Annotated in this window: 21 protein-coding genes and 1 tRNA gene; 14 read left to right on the forward strand and 8 right to left on the reverse strand. The window is 69.0% G+C overall.

The features are described 5' to 3' along the window. Window positions 1-203 precede the first annotated feature (203 nt). From Aple_RS41675 to Aple_RS41700, 6 genes are all read left to right on the forward strand, one after another. Window positions 204-3,020, forward strand: coding sequence for a PQQ-dependent sugar dehydrogenase (locus Aple_RS41675; RefSeq protein ID WP_218038763.1), 2,817 nt, complete (start codon window positions 204-206; stop codon window positions 3,018-3,020). A 17-nt stretch (window positions 3,021-3,037) separates the two neighbouring features. Then, on the forward strand, window positions 3,038-5,140 hold the full coding sequence (locus tag Aple_RS41680; protein ID WP_170321931.1) for a ThuA domain-containing protein: 2,103 nt from the start codon (window positions 3,038-3,040) through the stop codon (window positions 5,138-5,140). A 361-nt stretch (window positions 5,141-5,501) separates the two neighbouring features. Then, entirely contained in the window at window positions 5,502-5,924 is a 423-nt protein-coding gene (locus tag Aple_RS41685) for a hypothetical protein (protein WP_155350291.1), read from the forward strand. A gap of 619 nt (window positions 5,925-6,543) precedes the next feature. Further along, window positions 6,544-6,798 carry a hypothetical protein gene (locus Aple_RS53860; protein WP_155350292.1) on the forward strand — a complete coding sequence of 85 codons (255 nt, stop codon included), beginning with the start codon at window positions 6,544-6,546 and terminating at the stop codon, window positions 6,796-6,798. 805 nt (window positions 6,799-7,603) lie between these two features. Beyond that, entirely contained in the window at window positions 7,604-7,909 is a 306-nt protein-coding gene (locus Aple_RS52925) for a hypothetical protein (RefSeq protein ID WP_174889949.1), read from the forward strand. Between the two features lie 38 nt (window positions 7,910-7,947). Continuing rightward, window positions 7,948-8,151, forward strand: coding sequence for a hypothetical protein (locus Aple_RS41700; protein WP_155350293.1), 204 nt, complete (start codon window positions 7,948-7,950; stop codon window positions 8,149-8,151). 218 nt (window positions 8,152-8,369) lie between these two features. Here the strand turns inward: Aple_RS41700 and Aple_RS41705 are convergent, their stop codons facing one another. Further along, window positions 8,370-8,897 carry a hypothetical protein gene (locus Aple_RS41705; RefSeq protein ID WP_155350294.1) on the reverse strand — a complete coding sequence of 176 codons (528 nt, stop codon included), beginning with the start codon at window positions 8,895-8,897 and terminating at the stop codon, window positions 8,370-8,372. A 599-nt stretch (window positions 8,898-9,496) separates the two neighbouring features. Between Aple_RS41705 and Aple_RS41710 the strand changes: the two genes are divergently transcribed. Next, window positions 9,497-10,633, forward strand: coding sequence for a serine hydrolase domain-containing protein (locus tag Aple_RS41710; protein WP_218038764.1), 1,137 nt, complete (start codon window positions 9,497-9,499; stop codon window positions 10,631-10,633). A 22-nt stretch (window positions 10,634-10,655) separates the two neighbouring features. Here the strand turns inward: Aple_RS41710 and Aple_RS41715 are convergent, their stop codons facing one another. From Aple_RS41715 to Aple_RS41740, 6 genes are all read right to left on the reverse strand, one after another. Continuing rightward, complete coding sequence (locus tag Aple_RS41715; protein ID WP_155350295.1) at window positions 10,656-11,807, reverse strand: vWA domain-containing protein; 1,152 nt, start codon at window positions 11,805-11,807, stop codon at window positions 10,656-10,658. Window positions 11,808-11,809: 2 nt separating this feature from the next. After that, on the reverse strand, window positions 11,810-12,985 hold the full coding sequence (locus Aple_RS41720; RefSeq protein WP_246265122.1) for an AAA family ATPase: 1,176 nt from the start codon (window positions 12,983-12,985) through the stop codon (window positions 11,810-11,812). Continuing rightward, the gene (locus Aple_RS41725; protein WP_155350296.1) at window positions 12,982-14,643 is read right to left on the reverse strand and encodes an ankyrin repeat domain-containing protein; all 1,662 of its coding nucleotides are present in this window, start codon (window positions 14,641-14,643) and stop codon (window positions 12,982-12,984) included. The genes Aple_RS41720 and Aple_RS41725 overlap by 4 nt, the downstream gene beginning before the upstream one ends. Then, entirely contained in the window at window positions 14,640-15,770 is a 1,131-nt protein-coding gene (locus Aple_RS41730; protein ID WP_246265123.1) for a leucine-rich repeat domain-containing protein, read from the reverse strand. The genes Aple_RS41725 and Aple_RS41730 overlap by 4 nt, the downstream gene beginning before the upstream one ends. Before the next feature lie 2 nt (window positions 15,771-15,772). Then, window positions 15,773-17,143: an SDR family oxidoreductase gene (locus tag Aple_RS41735; RefSeq protein WP_155350297.1), complete on the reverse strand. Its 1,371-nt coding sequence runs from the start codon at window positions 17,141-17,143 to the stop codon at window positions 15,773-15,775. 19 nt (window positions 17,144-17,162) lie between these two features. After that, window positions 17,163-17,238 (reverse strand) — tRNA-Cys (locus Aple_RS41740). A gap of 156 nt (window positions 17,239-17,394) precedes the next feature. Between Aple_RS41740 and Aple_RS41745 the strand changes: the two genes are divergently transcribed. Together Aple_RS41745 and Aple_RS41750 are read left to right on the forward strand one after the other, a co-directional pair. Then, window positions 17,395-18,384, forward strand: a complete 990-nt coding sequence (locus tag Aple_RS41745) for a pirin family protein (RefSeq protein ID WP_155350298.1) — start codon at window positions 17,395-17,397, stop codon at window positions 18,382-18,384. 1 nt (window position 18,385) lies between these two features. Next, complete coding sequence (locus Aple_RS41750) at window positions 18,386-18,709, forward strand: tetratricopeptide repeat protein (RefSeq protein ID WP_155350299.1); 324 nt, start codon at window positions 18,386-18,388, stop codon at window positions 18,707-18,709. A gap of 191 nt (window positions 18,710-18,900) precedes the next feature. Here Aple_RS41750 and Aple_RS41755 read toward each other — a convergent pair whose 3' ends face one another. Next, window positions 18,901-19,884, reverse strand: coding sequence for an aldo/keto reductase (locus tag Aple_RS41755; RefSeq protein ID WP_174889950.1), 984 nt, complete (start codon window positions 19,882-19,884; stop codon window positions 18,901-18,903). Window positions 19,885-20,331: 447 nt separating this feature from the next. Between Aple_RS41755 and Aple_RS41760 the strand changes: the two genes are divergently transcribed. Genes Aple_RS41760 through Aple_RS41780 form a run of 5 tightly spaced genes read left to right on the forward strand, consistent with a single transcriptional unit; the run spans window position 20,332 to window position 24,948 of the window. Next, a complete protein-coding gene (locus Aple_RS41760; protein WP_155350300.1) occupies window positions 20,332-21,504 on the forward strand; it encodes an ABC transporter substrate-binding protein in 1,173 nt (390 codons plus the stop codon). Window positions 21,505-21,529: 25 nt separating this feature from the next. Next, on the forward strand, window positions 21,530-22,396 hold the full coding sequence (locus Aple_RS41765) for a branched-chain amino acid ABC transporter permease (RefSeq protein ID WP_155350301.1): 867 nt from the start codon (window positions 21,530-21,532) through the stop codon (window positions 22,394-22,396). Next, complete coding sequence (locus Aple_RS41770) at window positions 22,393-23,400, forward strand: branched-chain amino acid ABC transporter permease (RefSeq protein WP_155350302.1); 1,008 nt, start codon at window positions 22,393-22,395, stop codon at window positions 23,398-23,400. The genes Aple_RS41765 and Aple_RS41770 overlap by 4 nt, the downstream gene beginning before the upstream one ends. Window positions 23,401-23,404: 4 nt before the next feature. Then, the gene (locus Aple_RS41775; protein WP_170321933.1) at window positions 23,405-24,157 is read left to right on the forward strand and encodes an ABC transporter ATP-binding protein; all 753 of its coding nucleotides are present in this window, start codon (window positions 23,405-23,407) and stop codon (window positions 24,155-24,157) included. After that, window positions 24,154-24,948 (forward strand): ABC transporter ATP-binding protein, encoded by a 795-nt coding sequence (locus Aple_RS41780; protein WP_170321934.1) that lies wholly within the window; start codon window positions 24,154-24,156, stop codon window positions 24,946-24,948. Before Aple_RS41775 ends, Aple_RS41780 begins: the two co-directional genes overlap by 4 nt. The last annotated feature ends 23 nt before the right edge of the window (window positions 24,949-24,971 follow it).

Here is a 24,971-nt window from a genome sequence, read left to right on the forward strand (position 1 = left end):
GACCTGTCGGTCTCGCCCGCTCGCCATCCGATGGAGGCCAGGAGGCGCCGACCGGAAGCCGAATCCACCGTCACGGCGAGCAGGCCCCTGCCAGCAGGGTCGATGGGACGGACGCCGACCGACCCACCGGCCCCCTGCCGGCCGGGTTACGCATGGTTCAAACATCCGTAATACCGGACACCCCCCACTGGCTCCGGAAGGAAATGATGAATCCTCGCCGCTGGTGGCTGACCGCCGCCGCCTTACTGCTCGTCTCGACAGGCGTTACCGCCACCGCCGCCCAGGCCCACCCCATCAACGCGACCGACTTCCAGCAGGTCACCCTCGCCAAGGGGGTGGCCGAGACGGGCGAGCCGATGTCGCTCGCGGTGCTGCCCGACCGGTCGGTCCTGCACACCGCGCGCAACGGGACGCTGCGGCGGACCGACGCCGCCGGAAACACCTCCGTCGTCGCCACGCTCTCCGTCTACACGCACGACGAAGAGGGACTCCAGGGCGTCGCGGTCGACCCCGACTTCGCGACCAACCGGTTCATCTACCTCTACTACGCGCCACCGCTGAACACCCCGGCGGGCGACGCGCCCGCCACCGGCACCGCCGCCACCTGGACCACGTGGACCGGTGTGAATCGCCTGTCCCGGTTCACCCTCAACGCCGACTTCACCGTCAACATGGCCAGCCAGGTCAACGTCCTGGACGTACCCGCCAACCGGGGCATCTGTTGCCACGTCGGCGGTGACATGGACTTCGACGCGGCCGGCAACCTCTACCTGTCGACCGGCGACGACACCAACCCGTTCGAGTCGGCCGGCTACTCGCCGATCGACGAGCGGACCGACCGCAACCCGGCCTACGACGCGCAGCGCAGCGCGGGCAACACCAACGACCTGCGCGGCAAGGTCCTGCGGATCAAGGTGAACGCCAACGGGACCTACTCCATCCCGGCTGGCAACCTGTTCGCGCCGGGCACCGCCAACACTCGCCCCGAGATCTACGCGATGGGCTTCCGTAACCCGTTCCGGATCAGCGTCGACAAGGCCACGGGCATCGTCTACGTCGGCGACTACGGCCCCGACGCGGGTACCACCAGCTCGACCAGGGGCCCGTCGGGCCAGGTCGAGTTCAACCGCGTCACCAGTCCTGGCAACTACGGCTGGCCGTACTGCACCGGGACGAACACCACGACCGAGACGTACAACGAATGGAACTTCGCCACCAACGCGACCGGTCCGAAGTACAACTGCGCGGGCACCCCGACGAACAACTCCTTCCGCAACACCGGCCAGCAGACGCTGCCCCAGCCGCGCGCGGCCTGGATCCGATACGGCGGCGACGCCGGTACGCCTGCCGCGTTCGGCGGCGGTAGCGAGTCGCCGATGGGCGGCCCGGTCTACCGCTACAACGCCGCGAACACCTCGGCGACGAAGTTCCCGCAGTCGTTCGACGGCCAGTTCTTCGCCGCCGAGTTCGGCCGTGGCTGGATCAAGCCCATCCACCTGAACGCCGACGGTTCCCCGGGCACGATCGACACGTTCCCGTGGAACGGCAAGCAGGTCATGGACTCGGCCTTCGGCCCCGACGGCGCGCTCTACGTGCTCGACTACGGCACCGGCTACTTCAACGGCGACGCCAACAGCGCTCTCTACCGGTACGACTACGTCGCCGGCGGCAACCGCGCTCCGACAGCCGTGGCCGGCGCCAACCGGACATCGGGCACGGCCCCGCTGGCCGTGACGTTCTCCTCGGCGGGCAGCAGCGACCCCGAAGGCGGTGCCCTCACCTACTCGTGGGCCTTCGGCGACGGCACGACGTCGACAGCGGCGAACCCGACCAAGACGTACACCGCAAACGGCACCTACACGGCCACGCTGACCGTGCGCGACCCGCAGGGCGCGACCGGAACCGCGAACGTCGTCATCAGCGTCGGCAACACCGCCCCGACGGTGACGATCAACCTGCCGTCCTCCGGCCAGCTCGTCTCGTTCGGCGACAGCGTGCCGTGGAGCGTCACCGTCACCGACCCCGAGGACGGCACGATCACCTGCTCCCGGGTGACGATGGCTTACGTGCTCGGCCACGACCAGCACGCCCACCAGATCACCTCGCAGACCGGCTGCTCCGGCACGATCACCGTCCCGGTCGACGGTGAGCACGACGACGCGGCCAACATCTTCCCGATCTTCGACGCGTCCTACACCGACAACGGCGGCCTGAACGTGCACGCGCAGAACATCCTGCAGCCGCGCAAGCGCCAGGCCGAGCACTTCAAGACGTCGTCGGGAGTGTCGCTGATCACGAAGACCACCGCCGAGGGCGGCCGGACCGTCGGCGACATCCACAACGGCGACTGGATCCAGTTCGACCCGTACAACCTGAACAACGCGACGTCGTTCACCGCCCGGGTCTCCTCGGCCGGTACGGGCGGCACCCTCCAGTTCCGCACCGGCTCGGCCACCGGCCCGGTCATCGGCCAGGCGACCGTCGCCCCGACCGGCGGCTGGGAGACGTTCGCCAACGTCACCGGCACGATCACCGGCGCTCCCGCCGGGACCACCTCGCTCTACGTGACATTCGCCGGTACGGGCACCGGTGCCCTCTTCGACGTCGACAGCTTCACCTTCACGACCGGCTCCGCGCCGGGCGGCAACGGCCGCATCACCGGCCTGGGCGGCAAGTGCCTGGACGTGCGCGGCGCCGCCACCGCCGACGGCACCCAGATCCAGATCTACACGTGCAACAACACGGCGGCGCAGACGTGGACCCGGACCGGACAGACCTTCCGGGCCCTCGGCAAATGCCTGGACGTGTCCGGCGGCAGCGTCGCCGACGGTGCGAAGATCCAGCTCTACACGTGCAACGGCACCGCCGCCCAGAACTGGACCGCCAACGCCGACGGCACGATCCGCAACGCCGGATCAGCCAAATGTCTCGACGTGACGGGCGGCAACACCGCCGACAGCACCCCTGTGCAGCAGATGACCTGCACAGTCGCCGCGAACCAGAAGTGGACCCTTTCCTGACCCTCCCTGGAGGATCCATGCGCAGACTCCTCACCGGCGCGGGGGCGATAGCCCTCGCCGCCTGTGCCCTGACCGCGTCCCCGGCCGACGCCGCCGACGCCCCCTACGATGTGCTCGTCTTCTCCAAGACCGCCGGCTTCCGGCACGACTCCATCCCGACGGGCATCCAGGCGATCCGCGACCTCGGCGCGGCCAACAGCTTCACCGTGACCGCGACCGAGGACGCGGGCGTCTTCACCACCGCGAACCTCGCCCAGTACGAGACGGTCGTGTTCCTGAGCACGACCGGAGACGTGCTGAACGCGGCCCAGCAGACGGCCTTCGAGAGCTACATCCGAGGTGGCGGCGGCTACGTGGGCGTGCACGCCGCGGCCGACACCGAATACGCCTGGCCGTTCTACGGCCAGCTCGCCGGGGCCTGGTTCGCCAGCCACCCGGCGATCCAGCAGGTGGCGTCCCGGACCGAGAACCGGGCCCACCCCGCCACCGCGCACCTGCCGCAGACGTGGACCCGGACCGACGAGCTGTACAACTACCAGACCAACCCGCGCTCGACGGCGCGCGTCCTGGCGACGCTCGACGAGTCGACGTACACGGGTGGGTCGATGGGGGTTGATCACCCCATCACCTGGTGTAAAACGATCGACAACGGGCGGTCGTTCTACACCGGGTTCGGGCACACCCAGTCGACGTACGCGGAGGCGCCTTTCCGGAGCCAGCTGCTTGGCGGCATCCGGTACGCCGCCAAACGGGCCGACGCCGACTGCCGTCCCGAGACGGGGTACACCACCCTGTACAACGGGTCCACCACCGGGTGGTCGCAGTCCGGGCCTGGAAGTTTCTCCAATACCGACGCGACCCTGTCTTCTGTCGGGGGGATGGGGCTGCTCTGGTACAACACCAAGCAGTACACGTCGTACTCGCTGAAGGCCGACTGGCGCTTGACCGGCGACAGCAACTCGGGCATCTTCGTGGGGTTCCCCAACCCCGGGGGTGACCCCAACGTGGCCGTCAATCAGGGGTACGAGGTCCAGATCGACGCCACCGACGCCGCTGATCGGACCACCGGGTCGATCTACTCGTTCAAGTCGGCGGACATCGCCGCTCGTGACGCGGCGCTCAACCCGCCTGGGGAGTGGAACACCTACGAGCTCCTCGTCGAGGGACAGCGGCTTCGGGTCTACCTCAACGGGGTGTTGATCAACGACTTCACCAACACCGACCCGAACCGGAATCTCGACGGATACATCGGGCTGCAGAACCACGGCAGCGCCGACCAGGCTTCGTTCCGGAACGTGCGGATCAAGGAGCAGGGGACCCCGACCGGGGACGTGACGGTCCAGGCCGAGTCGTTCACCTCAGTGAACGGGGCCGAGGCCTTCACGAAGGCCGGGGCCAACAACGGGCAGACCCTCGGGTACATCGATCCCGGTGACTGGGCGGGATACAACAACGTCAACGTCGGCGGCGCCACCTCATTCCGGGCGCGGGTCGTGTCCGGCGGGGCCGGCGGCCAGATCCAGGTCCGCACCGGCTCCCAGACCGGGCCGATCCTGGGTACGGTCGCGGTGCCCAACACCGGCGGGTGGACCACCTTCGCCAACGTGACCACCACCCTCACCGGCGTTCCCGTCGGCAGCGCCAACCTGTTCCTGACCTTCACGGGGACCGGCACCGGCTTGTTCGACGTGGACGACTACACGCTGGTCAAGTCAGGTACGCCGCCTCCATCGACTAACCTCGCCCTCAACAAGCCGGCCACGGCGTCGAGCGTGGAGTCGGCGCAATACCCGGCCTCGGCAGCCGTCGACTCCTCGACCACTACCCGGTGGTCGAGCGGCTTCTCCGACCCGCAGTGGATCCAGGTGGACCTGGGCGGGACGTACACGGTCAACCGGGTACGGCTGGTCTGGGAGGCGGCCTACGGGTCGGCCTACCAGATTCAGACCTCTCCCAACGGGACGACCTGGACCACCGTCCGGTCCGTGACCGGCGGAAACGGCGGTGAGGACGACAACACGGGGCTGAACAACTCGGCCCGGTACGTCCGCATCAACGGGACCGCCCGAGGGACCGCGTGGGGGTACTCGCTGTTCACCTTTGAGGTTTATGGCAGCTAGGAACGTCGGTAGAGCCCACTGCGGTGATCGCAGTGGGTCTTTACTGCGTACGGCGATCAGAGCTCCTTTTCATCACCGTTGACGAGGCGCCGGCCCTTCCCTGCGGAGCAAAGGGTTAGGGTTCGGCCGTCTCGTGGCCCATCTGCCATGTGGGCCCCGATTATGGGCGATGTTGCAGGTCAGCACGCCTGCGTTGCCCTCGGAGTTGCTAACATCGTAACTTAATATAAGTTACATATTTGTCAATATTTGGCAACTGGACAGCCTGAAATCCCGCCAAAATAATCGTCTCAAAGCGACATTCGTCGAAGAGAGGAAGAAATTGGTGGCACGTTTTTCGCGGGTCTTCATGATTGCTCTGATGACGGTCGCCGCGCTCGCGGTGCCGGTCGCTCCGGCGTACGCTACGTACGGATCCAACATGACGGTGAGCATCGATGTGTGGGGGCAAGGCGTCAAGCTGTCCGGGGCGTACGGAACGATCGCGTTCGACGACGGCAACACCAAGTACCGCTACTCGATCGCGATGTGCTGGCAGTCCAGCTACACCCGGCCCAATCTGTACGCGTCCGTCAACGGCGGCGCGCGAACTTCGTTGTACGTGGGCGGCGGCACCCCGGTGACGATCCCCCAGTGCCTGTACACGGCCTCCCTCATCAGCGGCGAGGTGACACCCGGCGGCACTGTCAGCAACGTGACGCTCACCGTGGACGGGGTGCGTTTCAATCCCCCAAACAGCACGTACCACACCAATTCCGCGTTCTACGACAACCCGTTCAACTGAGAGCTTTCTCGCACGTCGGCCCCTGAAGGCCTCGCCGGTCGCCCGGCGGGGCCTCCGCCGTCCCCGGCAGCAAGCGGTCATAGCGGGACACGGCCCGACAGGTCGGCTCTCTTAGCGGCTCACAACTGGATCACAAGGGCCGGTCGCGATGCTGGGTTGCTGTTGGCGAACGGTATCGCGAGAGGCAATTGCGATGAGACGAAAGATGGGCGTGTTCGCGGTCGGGGTTCTGACCGGAACGGTGTTCGGCGTTTGCGGCGTGGCGGTGGCCGCCGGAACGACCGAGCAACCGACTCAGATATACGCGTGCGTGGGCGCGGACGGAGGGGTCCGGGCAATGTCCACCGCCCAGCCCAGCCCGGGACCCACTCCGGTCCCCTCTCTGTGCCTCGCGGATGAGCAGAAGATCGTCTGGAACCAAGTCGGTCCCGCTGGTCCTACCGGTCCCGCTGGTCCTACCGGTCCTGCAGGTCCGCGGGGCGAGGCAGGTCTGACCGGTCCCGCCGGTCCGCGGGGGGAGGCAGGTCCGACCGGGCCTGCAGGTCTGCGGGGCGAGGCAGGTCCGACGGGGCCTGCCGGACAGCCGGGAGGTCTCGCCGAAATCCAGCAGGTCGGCGGAATGGTGGAGATCATGGCCGGGCGGGGGGCGTCGGTCGGGGCCACCTGTCCCGCAGGCAAGATCGCTCTGAACGGGTCGTTTCAGGCCAGCAGCGCGACCCAACTCGACTACCCCAACCTCAAGGTGGCGCGCATGGGGGTGGGGATCGGCTCGGACTCGAGATCCTGGAGCATGTACGCGGTGAATTCGGGGACGGTCACCGCCACAGTCGATGTCCTCGTCACCTGCGTGCCAGGCGGAGCGGAGACTTCTTAACCCCCATCGGGTGAAGATCGATGACCGGGCGCACCCATGCCCGCCGCGACGGCACGGATCCGCTGCCGAGGAACGACGCGTCGTTATTTCGCGTTGAGCGAGCGTGTGGAATCGACGCCCGGCATCGATGAAGATCCACGGGACACGCCCAAGTAATACAATCATGATCTTGTTTGGCCGGAGCCGGCGTTTCCAGTAGTGGCTGCGTCGCGTGCTTGGTGAGCCTGGCGGTGGTGTGACCATGCCGGCGCATGGCGGAGGGCGTGCTCGATCGAAGGGCGGACGATGCTGGTCGGGCGTGCCAGGAGACATGGTTGAGCGCGCCAGCGCGCGCCCTGACCGCTTGATGGTCGGCGACCAGGGACTGACAAAACAGGCAGCCCGCTATCGATGACACGCCATCTCAGAGGGTCGCGCGAAAGAGCTGACCCTGGAGCAGATCGGGGCGGCATTGGATGTCACCCCGGGGCGAATCCACCAGAGGAGCAAGGGTCCAACTGTTGTACCCGAGCTCGTTGCCCACCGTACGTGTGCAGCGCGCCTCGCCAACGGAGCCAAGCTACTCCCCACGCATGATGGGTGAACCCTTCCTGACCAGGCCCGGTTCCCCGTGCCCGCAGGGGTGTTTCCAATCCCGGAGCTACCCCCGTAGATTGATTGATGACGATCCGGGAAAACGAACGTTTTCCCGGAGGGCTCCCCGCGCACGTGGGGTAAACCGGCCCGGTATGTCGTCACGGCACGATTGCTCCCCGCGTCCGTGGGGGGTGAGCCCACGCCCGTGGGGATGGAGGTGAACGCATTGATGAGCGCGCACGCTGGCCACGAGACCCCCGAGCCCCGGGTACCCCGGACCGCCGACGGGATCGCCGCCGCGCTCTCCGGCAGTCGACGCATGGAGTTCTACCGCCAGCTCGGCACCGCCCCCATGGGTCAGGTGGAAGCTGTCCTGCGCCGGTGGTGGGCCGAAGCCATGCTCGATTCCGACCCGGCCGTCAAAGACGTGGAGAGGGAACTCCGGCAGGGGCGCGCCCGCGCGGGCACCCCCATCGAGGACGTCTTCCCCGACTGGAACGACCACGTGGCAAGGGCGCGAGCCCGCCGAGAATGAGCTACCGCGCCGAACTTCACCCCTTCGCCCTGGGCCAAATGAATGGACTCCCGTTCGAGGCCGTCCACGCCTTGGCCGCCAGAACAGCCGAACTGATCGACGCGCCCTGGGACGCGGTCCCGGTCTACCCCGACGACCCCTCGTTCCGCCGGACCTCTTTCGGCGACTTCGGGGTCATGGCCTTCCGCGTGGACGAGGACGCCGAGCTCATCACGATCTATAGCGTGGTCTGGGCAGGGTGAGGCCACCGGTACGCTGACCAGCAAAGAAGCTCCGCTACGCGCGGATCCAGTTACCGCATCCTTCGCTCTTGAAGCCCCCACCGCTGTAGATCCTCACCCGGGCTTCACGGGGAGCGTTCGTGATGAAGTCGTTCGCATTGATCGCGCGATCCTGGGCTCGAATCTCTGGTGCCCGCCCAGATGACAGACGACCCGGGCAGGTGATGAACCGATACGGGTCAGGATGGGGGCGAGGAAGTCTGGAAGGGAGCCAGCAGGACCGGTCTGAGCTGCCGGAGAAACTCGATCGCATCCGCCCTGCGATCCCTGCCAGGCGCCTCTTTGTAGATCTCGATGGTGAGCAGACGCGTGCCAAGGAAAGTCTGCGCGAATATGCCAATGACCTGGTCGTCGTGACTGTCTCTGATGGAGCCGCTGACGCCTTTGCCGATATCAGCGGGAATGGACGGCAACCCCTCCTTGAGACGACTGCTCACCTGCTGCTCCGCCGTATTTGTCACCGGTTCCTGAAGGTCGACGGCTAACAGCAGGTCGCCTTCGCTGACGTCATCGAGCTTCTCGTGGACCTCGCACTCCGGGAATGGCTGACCGTGGACCAGTTGCCCATCAAAACGTAGATTCTCTACACCGGTAGAGAGCCGCACGGCCTGCTCTGCCAGCAATTCGCACCCCGCGCCCCTGACGACAACGTCCCCCAAAGGCCGGTTGTCCGCCTGCTGGGTGCATGCGGCCACCAGCATCACCACAAGCCCGAATGCCCATCCGCGTCTATGGACGCTCGTAGTATTTCTCGACGTCCTTGGACCCACCGGCTATGACCCCCTCAAGGTCGAATACGGTGTCCACCTTGCCCTTGAGCTTGGCGGCTTGGCGGTGCCTGGGGGTCGGGTCGTACCGCGCTGCACGGGTGGAGCAGGATCGAGGTCGCGCTGATCGTGAACGAGGGTGGTGGCGGCACCCAGGCTCCCCACGTGCCCAGCCAACCAGTACGGGTTCCAGCTCGCGTCCCCAGTCGGTCATTCATAGATCCAGCAGACGGCTGGGCTCGTCAGCCTGTGCCGACGGATCACGCCGTGGTCGGACAGCTTGCGCAGTCGGTCGGTGAGCAGGTTCGAGCTGGAGGCTAACCGCCAACAGGTTCCGTCGGCGTGCGTTTAGCAACCTGCGTTGACTAATCGAGAATTAGTCAACTAGGGTTGCTTATGGCTGTCCGGGTGGGACGAGGCATGAAGTCTGTCGTCTCTTGGTCTGCGCTGCTATGCGCATGGGCGGCCGCATCTCATTCCGCTTGCGAGGTCGTGCCGTCATGCGCGGATTCGGCCCAACCCGAACGAAGGACAGCTTTGTGCGTACAAGAATGGCCTTACTCATCGTCGGGGCGATGGTGGCGGGGAACGCCGCGGTGAGCCCGGCGGTTGCGGCGGACCGGGGCAAGGTTCAGAGGGTGCTGGGCAAGGCCGTGACGGAAGGTGATGTTCCCGGCATACTCGCCGAGATTCGCGATCACCATCGGCGGTGGTTCGGGTCGGCGGGCGTGGCTGACACCGCGATCGGCAGCAAGCGTAGGGCGTCGCATCGGTTTCGCATCGGCAGCGCTACCAAGGCGTTTGTGGCCACCGTGATGCTGCAACTGGTAGCCGAACGCAAGGTGGGTCTGGACGACACCGTGGAGAAGTGGCTGCCTGGTCTGGTCCACGGCAACGGGCACGATGGCGCTGCCGTCACCATTCGGCAGTTGCTCAACCACACCAGTGGGATCTTCGACTATCTCCGGGACCAGGGGGCGGTCAACCAGTACCCGAACCCGAGTCCCCAGCAGCTCGTACAGATCGCTATGACCCATCCAGCCTCCTTCCAGCCGGGCGCGAGCTGGGAGTACTCCCAGACCAATTACGCCCTGGTCGGCCTGATCATCGAGCGGGCCAGCGGCGGCGCGCTGGCCGATGAGATTGCCCGGCGGATCGCCAGGCCGCTCGGTCTGGCCGGGACCTACCTGCCGGGGGGCGCCGATACGAAGATCCTTGGACCCCACTCGCGGCACTACACCAGGCTCTACCAGACCGGCCCGGACGCGCCGACTTACGACGTGACCGAGCTGAACACCTCGCCGTTCTGGGCGGCGGGCGGCATGATCTCCACAGCCGGGGACCTCAACCGCTTCTTCGGCGCGCTCCTAGGCGGCCGCCTTCTCCCGCCCGCACAGCAACGCGAGATGTTCACCATGGTCCCCACCAAGGACTGGCTCCCCGACACCACGTACGGCCTCGGCGTCTCCACGGTGAAATTGCCGTGCGGCACGACGGTCTGGGGCATGGGGGGAGCCATCTACGGCTCATGGTCGTACGCCTACGGCAGCCGCGACGGCAAGCACCTGGTCGCGACCAACGTCAACGGCGACTGGGCCAGCGGCCGATGGAAGGACCCGATCGGCATCTTCAACGACGTCCTCCAAGCGGAATTCTGCTCAGATGATCACCGCTGAGCGCCGCCACGGCCTCTGGCCATCACAGGGGGATGCGGACGGTTTCCGCCCAGGAGGGTGGCTCAGGAGGATCGGAGCCGATCAGCGCTGCGATGAGGCGGCAGGAGGCGGGCTCATCGGGCCAGGGGGTGTGGCCGTCGGTGAGGACGATCACCACGTTAGGGCGGTCGGAGAGGGCGGCGGTGATGCCGACGCGCATGTCGGTGCCGCCGCCGCCCGCGAGCGTGACCTGCTCGACCGCGGTCACCCGGGAGACGGCGTGCACGTCGGCGTCGCAGGCCAGCACCGAGACCCGGTTCCCCCGTACGCCGACCTCGCGCAGCACGCCGGTCACCTCGGCCAGGGCCGACGCCAGCTCGGGTTCGCCCATCGAACCCGAGGTGTCGACCACGATCGCCACCCGGGGCAGCGGGCGGCGCAGGCTGGGCAGGACGACGCCGCGGAGTGCCTGCGCGCGGCGGGACGGGCGCCGGTAGGTGTAGTCGATCGCGCCCCCGGCCCAGGCCACCGCCTCGCGTACGGCTCCGGCCAGCATCCGCCGCCAGTCCACGGTGGGTTCGAGCACCTGCTCGGCCCAGCGTTGCCAGCCTTCCGGCAGCACGCCACGTCCCCGCAGATGGGCACGCATGGCTTCGGCGGTGTGGCGGCGAAGGGCCTCCGCCTCGACCGGGCCGATCCTGGCGGGGCCGTCGGCGGCGTCCCAGGGCGAGGGGTGCCCGTGGGCGCCGGAACCGCAGTCGAGGGTGTGCGACTGCGGCGGCAGCTGGGGGACGTACTCCTCGAACAGCCGCCCCGGGGGGAGGCCGAACATGCGGGGCTCCAGCCGGGTGGACGGCAGGGGTAGGCGGTCGGCGATGAGGTCGTCGTTGATCTCGCAGTCCTGGGCGATGTTGACCCGGAGCCGGTCCCGCTGGTCGGCGGCGGGCAGGCGGTCGGCGCGGGCGTGGTGGTCGCGCAGCAGGTGGGCGACCTCGTGGATCCAGACGGCGGCGAGTTCGGGGACGGGGGTGGCGGCCACGAACTCGGGCGAGACGTAGCAGCGCCAGTGGGGGTCCACGCCCATCGTGGGGATGGCGGAGCTGGGGACGATCGACAGCGCGTACAGGGCGGTGGCGAAGTAGGGCCGGTCGGTCGCCGCGCGGTAGCGGGCGGCGAGGAGTTTGACCCGGTCCATGGTCAGAGCGCGCCGGACAGCTGGAGCAGGTCCAGGAAGGCGTCGATGCCGGCGGGCACGGGCCAGTCGAGGTTCCGCATCGCCGCCAGGTCCATGGCGGCGCGGGCGGCCACGTCGGGCACGCCCGCCGCCACGGCCTTGGCCAGCACCGCCCACCCGGCCTCCCAGCGCCGCTGCGTCAGCTCGCCCTGGACGGCGGCCACGATGGCGGTGAGGAAGGCGAGCTGCCGATCGCCGCGTTCTGGCAGCGCGAAGGCGTCCGGGTCGGCGAGCACGTGGTCGGGGTCGGGCAGGTCGAGTTCCTCCAGGTAGGACATCATCTCGATGCCCGCGCCGTCGCCGACCGCGCCGACCACCGCCGACGCCAGCGCTTCACGCTCGACTCCGGCCGCGTACCCGGTCGCGAGCAGCCTCAACGCCATCTCCCACGTACGCGGCGACGGCCAGGCCCCGCCCCGGCCCTCCGCGTCGGCGGGCAGATGGTGCACCAGGCCGGGCCGCGCGGTCAGGAACCCGGACACCGCGCCACGGGCCCGCGCGACCGCGCTGGAGATCTTCGCGGGGTCCACGTACGGGATGGACACCGTCGGCCAGGTGCCCGCCATGCCGCGGGCGACCGTCCGGGGGTCGTGCGTCCAGCGCAGGTGGACGAACCGGTTGGCCAGCGGCGGGCTGAGATGCCAGCCGTCGGCGGCGCTGGACGGAGGGTTGGCGGCGGCCACGATCCGCACCGGCTCCGGCAGGGTCAGGCTGCCGACCCGGCGCTCCAGCACGACGCGCAGCAGGGCGGCCTGGACGGCGGGCGGCGCGGACGACAGCTCGTCGAAGAAGACCAGGCCCTTCCCGGCCCGGTGCACCCGGACCGCCCAGTCGGGCGGCGCCATCGGCACGCCCGTCGCGGCGGGGTCGTCGCCGACGATCGGCAGGCCGGCGAAGTCGGACGGCTCGTGCACGCTGGCGATGACCGTCTCCAACGGCAGGTCCAGTCCCGCCGCCAGCTGTTCCATGCCCGCCGACTTGCCGATGCCCGGCTCGCCCCACAGCAGCACCGGCAGGTTCGCCGAGACGGCCAGGGCCAGCGCCTCCAGCTGCGCGCTGGGCGCATGTTCGGTACGGAAGGCGCGCAGCCGCCGGTTGAGCTCGTCGGCCGCCGCCAGCCGGGTGGCGATGTCGTTCACCAGTCCTCATCCTCGCTGTAGCCGAGGCCGACGTCCGGATGCTCGCGGTCGAGTTCCGCCAGCAGGAAGTCCAGGTCGGCGCGTTTACGGCGGCGGATCAGGTCCGCCAGCGACCAGCCGTCGTAGTCGACCACGTCGATCCGCGCCCCGGCGGCGCGCAGGTCCCGTACCAGCGCCGCCGACCCGCCGTCGCCGACGGCGACGTGCAGCGGCGTACGTTTGTGGTGGTCCTGGGCCTCGACGTCCAATCCCGCCGCCAGCAGCCGGGGCAGCAGCCGCTCGTGGTCGAGCAGGTGGAGCATGTGCAGCAGGGTGCGCTGCCTGCCGTCCCGTACGCGGGGGTCCACCCCGGAGTCGAGGAGCCGGAGTACACCAGGGGTGTCGCCGTGCTGAACCCGCAGGAAGAGCTCCCGCCGCTGGAAACGCAGCGCCTTCGGCAGCCGCCCGATCCCGGACGTCCACGTCTGCCGCACGGCGAAGCATCCCGCCACGGCCCCGCCCAGCGCCCGCATGGCACGCTCGCGTCGTTGCTCCTCCTCGCTGTGCGGGAGCAGGAGCGTCCCGTCGCCGGAGCGCACCTCGTGCCATTCGCCCCCGCACCGGACGCGGACGGGGGACAGCGGCTCGGGGTGGGGCCGCCCGCCGTCGACGTCGGGCCGCTCGGGGAAGAGGGCCTCCCGGATCAGCGGATGCAGGCCCTCGGGGGCCAGCCGCCCGGCGCGCAACAGGTCGAGGTCGGGCAGGCGGCGCCAGTACGCCTCCGGCAGTTCGGCGGACTCCTTCTTGTCCCGGTTGGCGAACACCCGGACCCGCAGGCTGCCCGCCTTGGGTTCGAGCAGCATCGTGTACGGGTGGCACAGAATACGGAATCGGTCACCGGCGCCCTGCTCGGCCAGCAGCCGGACCTCCGGTTCGAGCCGGGTCAAGGCCAGCGGGAGCAGAGCCAGGGCTCCGAGCGGATCACCCGCCGAGGAGCCCCAGGCACGGGACGGCGGGACGATCTCCACATTCAGACCGGCCGCCGCGAGGGCCGCCTCGAAGTCGCCTCGATCCTGTAGCGAGGTCACCCACTCGGTGTGGGCGGCCGGATCCTCGCGACCGGCCGTCGGCGGACCGGCCGTCGCGCGCGGCCTGCCGTCGGCCTCGAAGAACGGCGCGCGATCTCCGCCCCCGCAGCGTTCCCGCAGGTCAGCCGTGCGCCGTAGGTCCCACAGGTGCCGTGCCGCCGACCAGTCGGCATGGGTCGGCCAGAACGACTCCTCCTCCTCGGAAGGGGCCGGGCCGAACCGCAGGACAAGCCGCTGTGGCCCTTCGATCATCCGGGGCGTGGTCACGCGGAGGATCGCCGAACGCCCATATCGGGCGAGGATCACCTGGTGACCGACACCGATCGTGGTGCGCCCGCTTCCTGTCCGGGGCAGATGCCAGCGCAACAGGTCCGGCGCGAAATGGCGGAGGTCCTCCGCGAGCGTGGCTGCGGTCGACCGGCCATAGGCGTTCTCGACCTCGGCCAAGTCGAAGGCGACATCCACGTTGGCGGCCGAGCAGGCGCCTCGCCAATCCCCGGCAAGACGTCGCTCGGTGGCCTGCTCGATCATCCATGGGGGAACCGCGTAGCGGCGGACCCGTTGCCAGAGCGCCGCCTCGTTGATGGTCATCGGTAGAGGCTTCCGATCGCCAGCAGGTCGGGGTGGCCGGGGGTGGCGGGGCGCAGGCGGGCGGGGAAGGAGCGTTTGACCTTGCGGGGGACGCCGGGGCCGAGACCGACGTACTCCAGCGGGGTGTCGGCGGGCAGGGCGGCCAGGAGGGATTTCGCGCCCCGGCCGGTGAGGCCGGTGTGGCGGAGTTCCAGGCGGCGGAGGGGGCTGCCGGGGAGGGCGGCGGCGAGGGTGGTCGCGCCGCGGTCGCCGGTGGTGTTGGAGGGGGCGCCGAGGCTGCGTTCCGAGGGCGGGCGTCCCAGGTCGAGGGACTCGATGCCGGTCAGGGCGTCGGCCAGGGACTGGGCGCCGCGGGGGCCGATGCCGTTGCCGCCCAGGCCCAGCCGTACCGGGCGGGAAGGGCCGGTGGCGGCGGCCAGGGTGGCGGTGCCGTCGTCGCCCAGGTGGTTGGCGGGGAGGTAGAGCTCGCGGATGCCCGCGTCGCGGAGCAGGGCGGCCAGGAGGGGGGCCGCGTCGGGGGCGAGGCCGTTTCCGCCGAGGAAGAGGCGTTCGAGGGGGATAGGGCGGCTGGTCAGGGCGGTGAGTAGCAGGCGCAGGGATTCGATGGTCAGGCCGGTGTTGACCAGGTCGAGGGTGCGGAGGGCGGTGTTGCGGGTGAGCATCGCGGCCAGGGCGCGTACGCCGTCCTCGCCGACCGGGTTCCGTTTGAGCCACAGGGCCTGGACGGTGTCGTCGCCGGTGAGGCGGTCGGCCAGAGCCCGCGCGCCGTCGGGGCCGATGCGGTTGCAGCCCAGGTACAGGGTGCGGAGGCGGTGGCCGGGGGAGAGCACGTCCGCGATCGCCCGGGCGCCCGCGTCGCCGATGGCGTTGGTGCCCAGCAGCAGGTGGGACGCGTGCGGGGACGTGGTCGCCACGGGCAGCAGCCGGGTGACGCCGGCCGCGCCGAGGCCCTGCTTGCACAGGTCGACGCGGCCGTCGGGGCGGAGCGCGCCGAGCGGGAACAGCTCGTCGGCCTCGACGGGGGCCGGGTCGGCCAGCCGGGCCAGCATCGGTTCCAGGCCCGCCGGGTCGGCCGGCGGGATGCCGGGATGCTCGATCGCCGGGCAGCGTACGGGCGTCGGGTTCACGTTCACCACTCCACCGGTCGGAAGTCTTTCAGGAAATATCCGGACATAGGTTGGCCGCTGACGCCTCGGATGATCGGGTCGTACACGCGGGCTGCCCCGTCGATCACGTCGAGCGGCGGGCGGAAACCGGCCGTGCGCCGCGCCGCCTTCGCCGGATGCGGCCGTTCGTCGGTCACCCAGCCGGTGTCCACGCTGTTCATGTGGATCCCGGCGGCCGCGTAGTCGGCGGCGGCTGTCCGGGTGAGCATGTTCAACGAGGCTTTCGCCATGTTCGTGTGCGGATGGCGTACGGTCTTGTTCTCGCGGGAGAAGCTGCCTTCCATCGCGGACACCTGCACCACGTACCGATCCGGGTACGGCGAGGACTCCAGCAGGCCGCGCAGCCGCGAGGTGAGCAGGAACGGCGCGAACACGTTCACCAGCTGGACCTCCAGCCACTCGGCCGGGTCGACCTCGTGCAGCCGCAGGCTCCAGCTGTTGCGTTCGCGCAGGTCGAGCGGCTCTCCCGTCTCGTCGACCAGGCCCGCGGGGAAGAGCGAGTCCAGTTCCGCGACCGAGGCGGCGTCCGCGGGAAGCGTGGCCAGGGCGGCGGTCTCCGCCGTGCCGCTGACGCTGACCCGCGCGGCGGCGCCCTCCAGGGGGAGGCGCTCGGCGGAGCGTACCTCGCGGTAGTAGGCGGGCGGCCGGCGGATCGTCTGGGCCGCGTTGTTGACGAGGATGTCGAGATGGTCGAACCGCCGGTGCACGGCCGCCAGCAGACCGGCGACCCCGGGCAGGTCGAGCAGGTCGACGCCGTGCACGTGCAGCCGGTCGATCCAGTCGGCGTGGTCCGGCACGGCCGCGAACCTCCGCACGGCGTCGCCGGGGAACCGGGTGGTGACGAGGACCTCGGCGCCGTCGCGGAGCATCTTCAGCGCCACCTGGAAGCCGATCTTCACCCGCCCGCCGGTGACCACAGCACGCCGTCCCCGCAGGTCGCAGCGGGCATGCCGGCGGGCGAGGTTCTCCTCCGCGCAGTCCGGGCAGAGCAGGTGATAGACCGAATGCGCCTGCCCGTAGAAGACCTTGCAGACATAACACCGGCGCGTCCCGGCCAGCGCCCGCAGGCTCCCCGGCCCGCCGGTCTCCGGCGCCGGCTCGGGATTCTGCTGACGGTGGCGTTCGGCGGTGGCCAGAACCGCGTCGTCCCGCCGCCTCCGGTCCGCGTGCCGTGCCGCCTTACGCGCCTTCTTGCCCGCACGGTAGACCTGCGCGGCCGCCTCGCGTACGGTCTCCCAGCGCGGATCGCCGGGATCGGCCGCGCCCGCCTCCGCCAGCACCCGCAGGCAGGTCTCCACCTCAGGGGGGACGATCTCCACCGCCTCAGAAGCCATACGTCCCCCTCCGACAAGGTGGCACGGCTGGCCGGATTCGAACCGGCGTCCTCCAGATTGCAGCTCGGGCGCGACGACCTCTGCGCTACAGCCGTGCCGCCCGAAAGGCTAGCGCACCTTAACGACGTTCCGGATCTTGTTCAGGTATGCCGCGAACGCCCTTCCTCGTACGCGGGTCGTCGAGGGAATGTACGGCGGTTGTGATTGGTTCCAAGGCGCAGTATTTGAAATTTCAACCAGAAGGGATCGTTATGCCTGCCATCACCGCTGACACCCTGATGCTGCCACGCGTCGCCGTACCGGATCTGGCCGTCGTCGGAGCGCGACCTGTGCGGTCGGTGGCGACCGCGCCCAGCGGGTTCGAGGGGGAGGGGTTCCCCGTGCGGCGCGCGTTCGCCGGGGTGCCGCAATCCGTGCTGGATCCGTTCATCCACATGGACCAGATGGGTGAGGTCGAGTACGCGCCGGGGGAGCCCAAGGGCACGTCGTGGCATCCGCATCGCGGGTTCGAGACCGTTACCTACATCATCGACGGGATCTTCGAGCACCAGGACTCCAGCGGAGGGGGCGGCACGATCACCGACGGTGACACGCAGTGGATGACCGCCGGGTCGGGGCTGCTGCACATCGAAAGGCCGCCGGAGCATCTGGTGGTCTCGGGTGGGCTTTTCCATGGCATCCAGCTGTGGGTCAACCTGCCCCGCGCGCACAAGTTCCACCTGCCCCGATACCAGGACATCCGGGGGCGCGAGGCGGCGCTGCTGGCTTCGGCCGACGGTGGCACGCTGCTGCGGGTGATCGCCGGTGAGTTGGACGGGCACGCCGGTCCGGGTGTCACGTTCACCCCGATCACGATGGTGCACGCGACCGTCAGCCCCGGCGCCCGGCTGGACCTGCCATGGAACCCCGGCTTCAACGCCCTCGCCTACGTGCTGGCCGGGCAGGGCTCCGTGGGCCCCGAGCGACGGCCGGTCCGCAAGGGTCAGCTCGCCGTCTTCGGCGCGGGTGGGTCGCTGACCCTCGCCGCGGACACCGCTCAGCCCCAGGCCGAACCCAACCTGGAGGTGCTGCTGCTCGGTGGGCAGCCGATCCGCGAGCCGGTCGTTCACTATGGTCCGTTCGTGATGAACACCCGCGCCGAGATCATCCAGGCGATGGAGGACTATCAGGCGGGCCGCCTGGGCGTCGTCCCCGCCGAGCGGGTCCCGCACACCGACGGGCCTCTCCCCGGAAAGGAGTGACATGCTGATCGAGAAGCTGGCCGAGGAGTACGAGCGCGGGCGGTTGTTCTTCGGTCTGAAGGACTACATCGGGGCCGCGCGCATCTTGGCGGAGGTCGTGGCTGAGGCTCCCGACGACCTGGCGGCCCGGCTGCTGCTGGCCCGTGCCTACTACCACTCGGCTCAGCTCGGCCGGGCCGAGTCCGAACTCCGTCTGATCCTGGAGCGCGACCCGGTCGAGGAGTACGCCTACCTGCTGCTCGGCCGGACCTTGGAGCGGCAGAGCAGGCCGGAGGACGCTGCGCCGTACCTGCGGCTTCACGCGGCGATGACCGGGGCGGCCTGACTTGTCAACTGGCATATCGGGCTGGCGGCACCTGCCGCTGGCCCTCCCCGGACGAACACCAGACATGTCCCCTGAGGCCATGGATGCCCGAGCCGCTCGCTAGGAAATTCGGGATCGGCGGCTGCGCGAGGCATGCGCAGCCGCCCGGTGGCCTCGAACTCCCCGATCGCGGCGAAATCGTGCGGAGATGTCTACCAGCGGTTCGCGAGTTGGGGAGCGATCAGTTCGTCGTAAACGTGGTGTACGGCGCTGAGCGCTTCGTCCGACAGCGGTGGGAGGCTCGCTGCGGCCGCGTTGTCCTGGGCCTGCTTCGGGTTGCGGGCGCCGGGGATGACCACGCTTACTCCGGGTTGGTCGATGATCCAGCGGAGCGCGAACTGGGCCATGGTGGCATCGGCGGGGACCAGTGGTGCCAGCTGGCGTACCGCCGCCAGGCCGGTGGTGAAGTCGACGCCGGAGAAGGTCTCTCCGACATCGAACGCCTCGCCGTGTCTGTTGTAGTTGCGGTGGTCGTTTTCGGGGAACTCGGTGTGCTCGTCGTACCTGCCGGATAGCAGACCGCTCGCGAGAGGTACTCGCGCGATGATGCCCACACCGGCCTTCTGCGCTGCGGGCAGTACGTCCTCCAGTGGGGCGAGTCTCAGCATGTTCAGGATGATCTGCACGCTGGCCACACCGGGCCGGGCGATCGCGGCCAGGGCTTCCGCCCGTGTCTCCACGCTGACCCCGTAGGCGGCGATGCGTTCTTCCTCGACGAGGGTGTCGAGGGCGTCGAAGACTTCGTCGGTGGAGTGCACGATCGTGGGTGGGCAGTGCAGTTGGACCAGGTCGAGGGTGTCAACGCCCAGGTTGGCCCGCGAGCGGTCGGTCCACGCGCGGAAGTTGTCCAGCGTGTACACCTCCGGACGTTGCGGCACCCGGCGGCCCATCTTCGTGGCGACCGTAAGTCCCTCGGCGGATCGCGACTTGAGGAAGGTGCCGATCACCTGCTCGCTGCGCCCATCGCCGTACACGTCGGCGGTGTCGAAGAAGGTCACACCACTGTCGACGGCCGCGTCGAGTACGGCGAGCGCCGTGTCCTCGTCCACCTCACCCCAGTCGGCACCGAGTTGCCACGTGCCGAGCCCGATCACGGACACATCCTGGTTCATTCTGGCGATCGTTCGCTGTTCCACCGTATTCCTCCGCAGTGAGAGCTGTGCGTTACAAGGATCGGGGCAGGGCTCGGTCGGCGTCCAACTCGGTGATCCGACTCACCCCGCGGATCGCACGTCGAAGGCTGTTGAGCTGCCCGGGCGGGTCGAGCCCTGTTCCCCAACCGCAGCCTGGTCCGCGTACCTGAGTGCACCACCAGCACAACGCTCTCGCCGAAAAGACAGCCCGTTCACGCTCTCGGCATCCCGCACCCCCAGGACCTGGCCATCGGAAACGCCAGCCAACCCGGAAGCTCCGGAAACATCCTGGAAAGTGATCCTTGACACACATGAAACAAGGATGCAACCTTTGCACTCTGAGTTCAATCAGTACAAAGGAACGGGAGCCGGCGCGTGTTTGGACTTATCAAGTGTGGGCGGGCCGGCAGAGCGCGCTCGGCTTCGACGATCTCGGCTGTCCTGACAGCCATGGCGCTCACCGCATGCTCGGCGGGCACGCAGGAAGTCACCACCAAGGACGATGCCGGCACCGGTGCGGCGACCAACGTCGGCGTCACCGACTCCGCCGTGACCATCGCCTACATCGGCGATCTGTCCGGCCCGGACGCCGCCGTCGAGCTGACCTACTACGAGGGGATCAAGCTGGCCATCGACCGGGCCAACGCGAGCGGCGGCGTCAACGGCCGCACGATCGATCTCAAGGCCGGCGACACCCGCTTCGACACGGCTCAAGCGGTGACGCTCTTCAAGAAGTACACCAGCGAGCAGCCCTCCCTGGCCCTGCTGGGCATCAACGTCTCCTCGATGTTCGAGGCGCTGACCACGCGCATCTCCGCCGAGAAGGTGCCGGTCATCGGACCGACCGGCGTCACCAAGGTGACGCTCGCCAACCCGTACATCTACAACGCCCAGGCAGACCTGCCGACCAGCGCGGAGGCGATCACCAAGTTCATGTCCCGGCAGCTTGGCGCCAAAGCCAAGGTGGGCGTCGCCCGCATCAGCACCGCCTCCGGCGACGAGTGGTTCGACCTGTTCCAGAAGGAAGCACCGAAGATCGAGGCTGAAGTCACCGGTCAGCAGAAGATCGAACCGGCGGCGGTGGAGGCCGCAGCTCAGGTCGCCCAGTTCAAGCGGGACGGGGTCGACGCTGTCACGCTCCACGCCGGCAGCGGCGGCGCGATCGCCCTGCTGAAGTCGATGCAGACGGGCGGGCTGAACGTCCCGGTCTTCTCGACCTTCGGCGCCAGCGGGCCGACCCTGTGGAAGAGCGCCGGCACGCTGGCCGCGAGCACGTACGCGTTCGACGCCTTCGCCCCGCCGGACAGTGACGTGGCCGGACGCGCGGACCTGGAGTCCGCGATGCGGGCGGCGGGCAGCTGGGACAAGTTCCAGCAGGACAAGAACTACGCCGAGGGCTGGGTGATCGGCAATGTCGTGGTGGAGTCGCTGAAGCGGGCCGGAAAGGACCTCACCCGGGCGTCCTTCATCGAGGCGCTGCGCTCTCCGCAGGGATTCCAGACCGGCGGTTACAGCGCCGATGTGAACTGGAGCAAGAAGAACGGACTGGCTGACGCGTCGGCGGTGAAGGCGTTCACCTTCGACCCGGCCGCGCAGCGAATCGTCGAAGTGACGAGCCCTTGAGCGCGTCCGCGCTGGGAGTAGAACGATGACTGATTTCCTCAACGCCGTCTGGAGCGGTTCCGGTTTCGGCTCGCTGTACGGACTCGTGGCGCTGGGCCTGGTCGTGATCTTCAAGAGCACCGGAATCCTGAACTTCTCGGGTGGTGCCTTGATGGCCGTGGGTGGCGTCGTCGCGGCGGGCCTCGGCGCCCAGGGGTTCTGGGTCGCCGCCGGAATCGCCGTCGTGGCGGTCGCGGGGGTGGGAGCGGTGGCGAACCTCACGGTGATGCGGCCGCTCCTGGGGCGCGGGCTGTTTCCCGGTGTCATGGTGACCATCGGGTTGGCCAGCGTCATCGAAGGCACCAGCGGCATCCTCTTCGGACGCCAGCCGCGCTTCCTGCCGGATCCGATCGGAGTCGCGACGTTCGATCTCCCCTTCGGGACGTCGATGTCCAGCACGCTGGCGGTCGCCCTCGGGTTGTCGGCCGGGGCGACCGTGCTGCTGGCGATCGCGTTCAAACGGACCTCGGTCGGGCTCCAGCTTCGGGCCGCGGCCGTGCGCCCGGAGGTGGCGTCGATGTTCGGGGCGAACCCCGGTCGGATCTTCACGTACGCGTGGGCGGTCGCCGGTGGGCTGGCCGCGCTGGCCGGTGCGCTGCTCGCATCGCTGACCGTCGCGGACATCTCCATCGCGACATTCGCTCTGCGCGCTTTCGCGGCCATGATCGTGGGCGGGGTCGACAGTCTGGGTGGGGCGTTCCTGGGCGGCATCCTGGTGGGCGTCACCGAGATGCTGGCCGGGACATACCTCGGCGATGATTTCCGGCTGCCCTCGACCATGGTCGTGCTCATGGTGTTCCTGATGGTCCGACCCCAGGGACTGTTCGGCACCCCGGAGGTGGTCCGGCCATGATTCAGTCCATCGAGTCCCCGGCTCGGGCGGCTGTGCGGCCAGCGGTCCTTGCGGTGCTGGCTGTCGCGATCGTCGTCGCGCTGCCGCTGGTGGTCTCGCCGTACTGGACGACGGTCGCGACGAACGCGGTGCTCGCGTTCGCGATCGCGGCGCCGCTCAATCTGCTCACCGGTAACGCGGGCCAGTTCTCGCTGGGTAACGCGGCGTTCCTGGTCGTCGGCGCGTACACGGGCGCGTTCGTCACCTTCACGTTCGACGTCGAGCTCCCGGTCGCCATGCTGGTGGCGGCGGCGGCCGGCGCCCTGGTCGGGTTCATCGTCGGGCTCCCGTCGCTTCGCCTGCGCGGCGCCTATCTCCTCATGTCGACCCTGGCGGCGCACTACATCCTGGTGTTCGCGGCCCTGAAGTTCCAGACGAGCCAGTTCGGCGCCGCCGGGGCGATCTTTCCGCCGCTGCGCATGCTCGGCGTGGACCTCAGCGGTGATCGGTCGATGTACTTCGTCATCGCGGCGTTCGCGGCGCTGATCGGATTGATCATCACCAATATCATGCGGAGCGGCCACGGCCGGGCGATCGAGGCGGTGAAGGCCCGGGACGTGGCCGCCGCGGCCTGCGGAATCTCGGTGGCGCGCACGAAGTTGTGGGTGTGGTCGCTGTCTTCGGCCATGATCGCGGCCGCGGGGGTGCTGCAGGCGTACTACCTTGGCTCGGCCAGCGTGGAGTTCTACACGCTCAACCTGGCGATCACGTACGTCGCGATGATCCTCGTGGGTGGGCTCGGCAGCCTCGGGGGTTCGTTCCTCGGCGCGTGTTTCGTGACGCTCGTGCCGGTGGTCGTGAACCATCTCTCGGAGGCGTACGGCGGCGGGGGCGTTCTCGCGCATCCGCATGAGCTGCAGACGGTCATCTACGGGCTCATCATCATCGCCTTCGTCCTCCTCAAACCCGACGGGCTGATCGGTTTCGTCCGATCGGCGACGCGCCGGCTACGGAATGGCAGGTGACGTGGTGTTCCTTTCGGTTCGCGATCTTGATGTCGCCTACGCCAGCGGAGCCCACGCCCTGCGGGGCGTGTCCATCGAGGTGGGCGCGGGCGAACGGGTCGGAATCGTCGGAGCCAACGGCGCGGGCAAGACCACGGTGGCCCGTGCCGTGACGGGCCTTTCGGCTGTCTTCAGAGCCACCGTCCGCCAGGGCAGGATCTCGGTCGCCGACAGGGACACGACGCGGTGGCCGGCGTGGCGGGTGCTCGGCGCGGGGGTGGTCACCATTCCCGAGGGCCGTGGCGTGATCAGCAACATGACGGTTGAGGACAATCTGCGGCTCGTGCTCGCGGCGCTACCCCGTTCGCGTCGCCCCGCCGTCACCGAGGCCTACGAGATGTATCCGGTGCTCGGCGAGCGTCGCCGCTCCATGGCGGGACTGCTGTCCGGCGGCGAGCAGCAGATGCTGGCCGTCGCCCGCGCGCTCCTGGTCAGACCCCGCCTGATCGTCGCCGACGAGCTGTCCCTGGGACTCGCGCCGCGAATCGTCACGGAGATCCTCGACGGGTTGGCGGCGCGCGCGGCGAACGAGGGGACCGCCGTGCTTCTGATCGAGCAGGCGGTCGTGATGTCCCTGCGGTTCGTGGAGCGCGCGTACGTTCTCGACCAGGGCACGGTCGTCGCCCAGGGGACCAGCGACGAGCTACGGCAGGCCGGTGACACGACAGCCCGATACCTCGGGGTCGCGGACCTGAGCCGATCGGAGGAACTGCTGTGAACGGTGAACTCGTGATCGACCGGCTCGGTCTGCGCTTCGGCGGAGTGGTCGCGCTGCGAGAAGTCTCCATCCGGCATCATCCGGACGAGGTGCTCGGCATCATCGGCCCCAACGGCGCCGGCAAGACCAGCCTGATCAACGCGGTCACCGGCATCTACCCGCCCAGCTCGGGTTCGGTCTCCTACCGGGGAACGCCGCTGACCGGCCGGTCGCCGGAGTCGATCGTGGCCACCGGGATCGCCAGGACATTCCAGCACAACCAGCTCTGCGGCGACCTGACCGTACGCGAGAACGTGCTGCTCGGATGCCACCCTAGGCTCGGGTACGGGATGGGCAAGGCCGCCCTGGGGATCGGACCGGCACGGCGGGCCGAACGCCGGCTGCGCGGCGAGGTGGAGCCGCTGCTCGACCTGCTGAATCTCGCGGATGTCGCGGCTCAGCAGGCCGGCTCGCTGCCCTACGGCCTGCAGAAGAGGGTCGAGATGGCACGGGCGCTGGCCTTGCGCCCGACCACGCTGCTGCTCGACGAACCGGCCGCCGGGACCAGCGACGAGGACCGCGCCGCCCTCGTACGGATCATCAAGCACCTGCGCGAGGAAGGCTCGTGCTCGGTCGTGCTCATCGAGCATGACGTGGGCCTGGTGATGGAGGTCAGCGATCGCGTCGCCGTCCTCGACTGGGGCGAGTGCATCATGGTCGACACCCCGGAGGTGGTCGCGGCCGACGCCCGTGTCCTGGCCGCCTACCTCGGTGTCGACGACACCCCGAGAGACCTGGCGCCTTCCGAATAGACATCGACGACCGCTGGAGGTTC

It is taken from the genome of Acrocarpospora pleiomorpha, assembly GCF_009687885.1.
GTDB classification, from domain to species: domain Bacteria; phylum Actinomycetota; class Actinomycetes; order Streptosporangiales; family Streptosporangiaceae; genus Acrocarpospora; species Acrocarpospora pleiomorpha.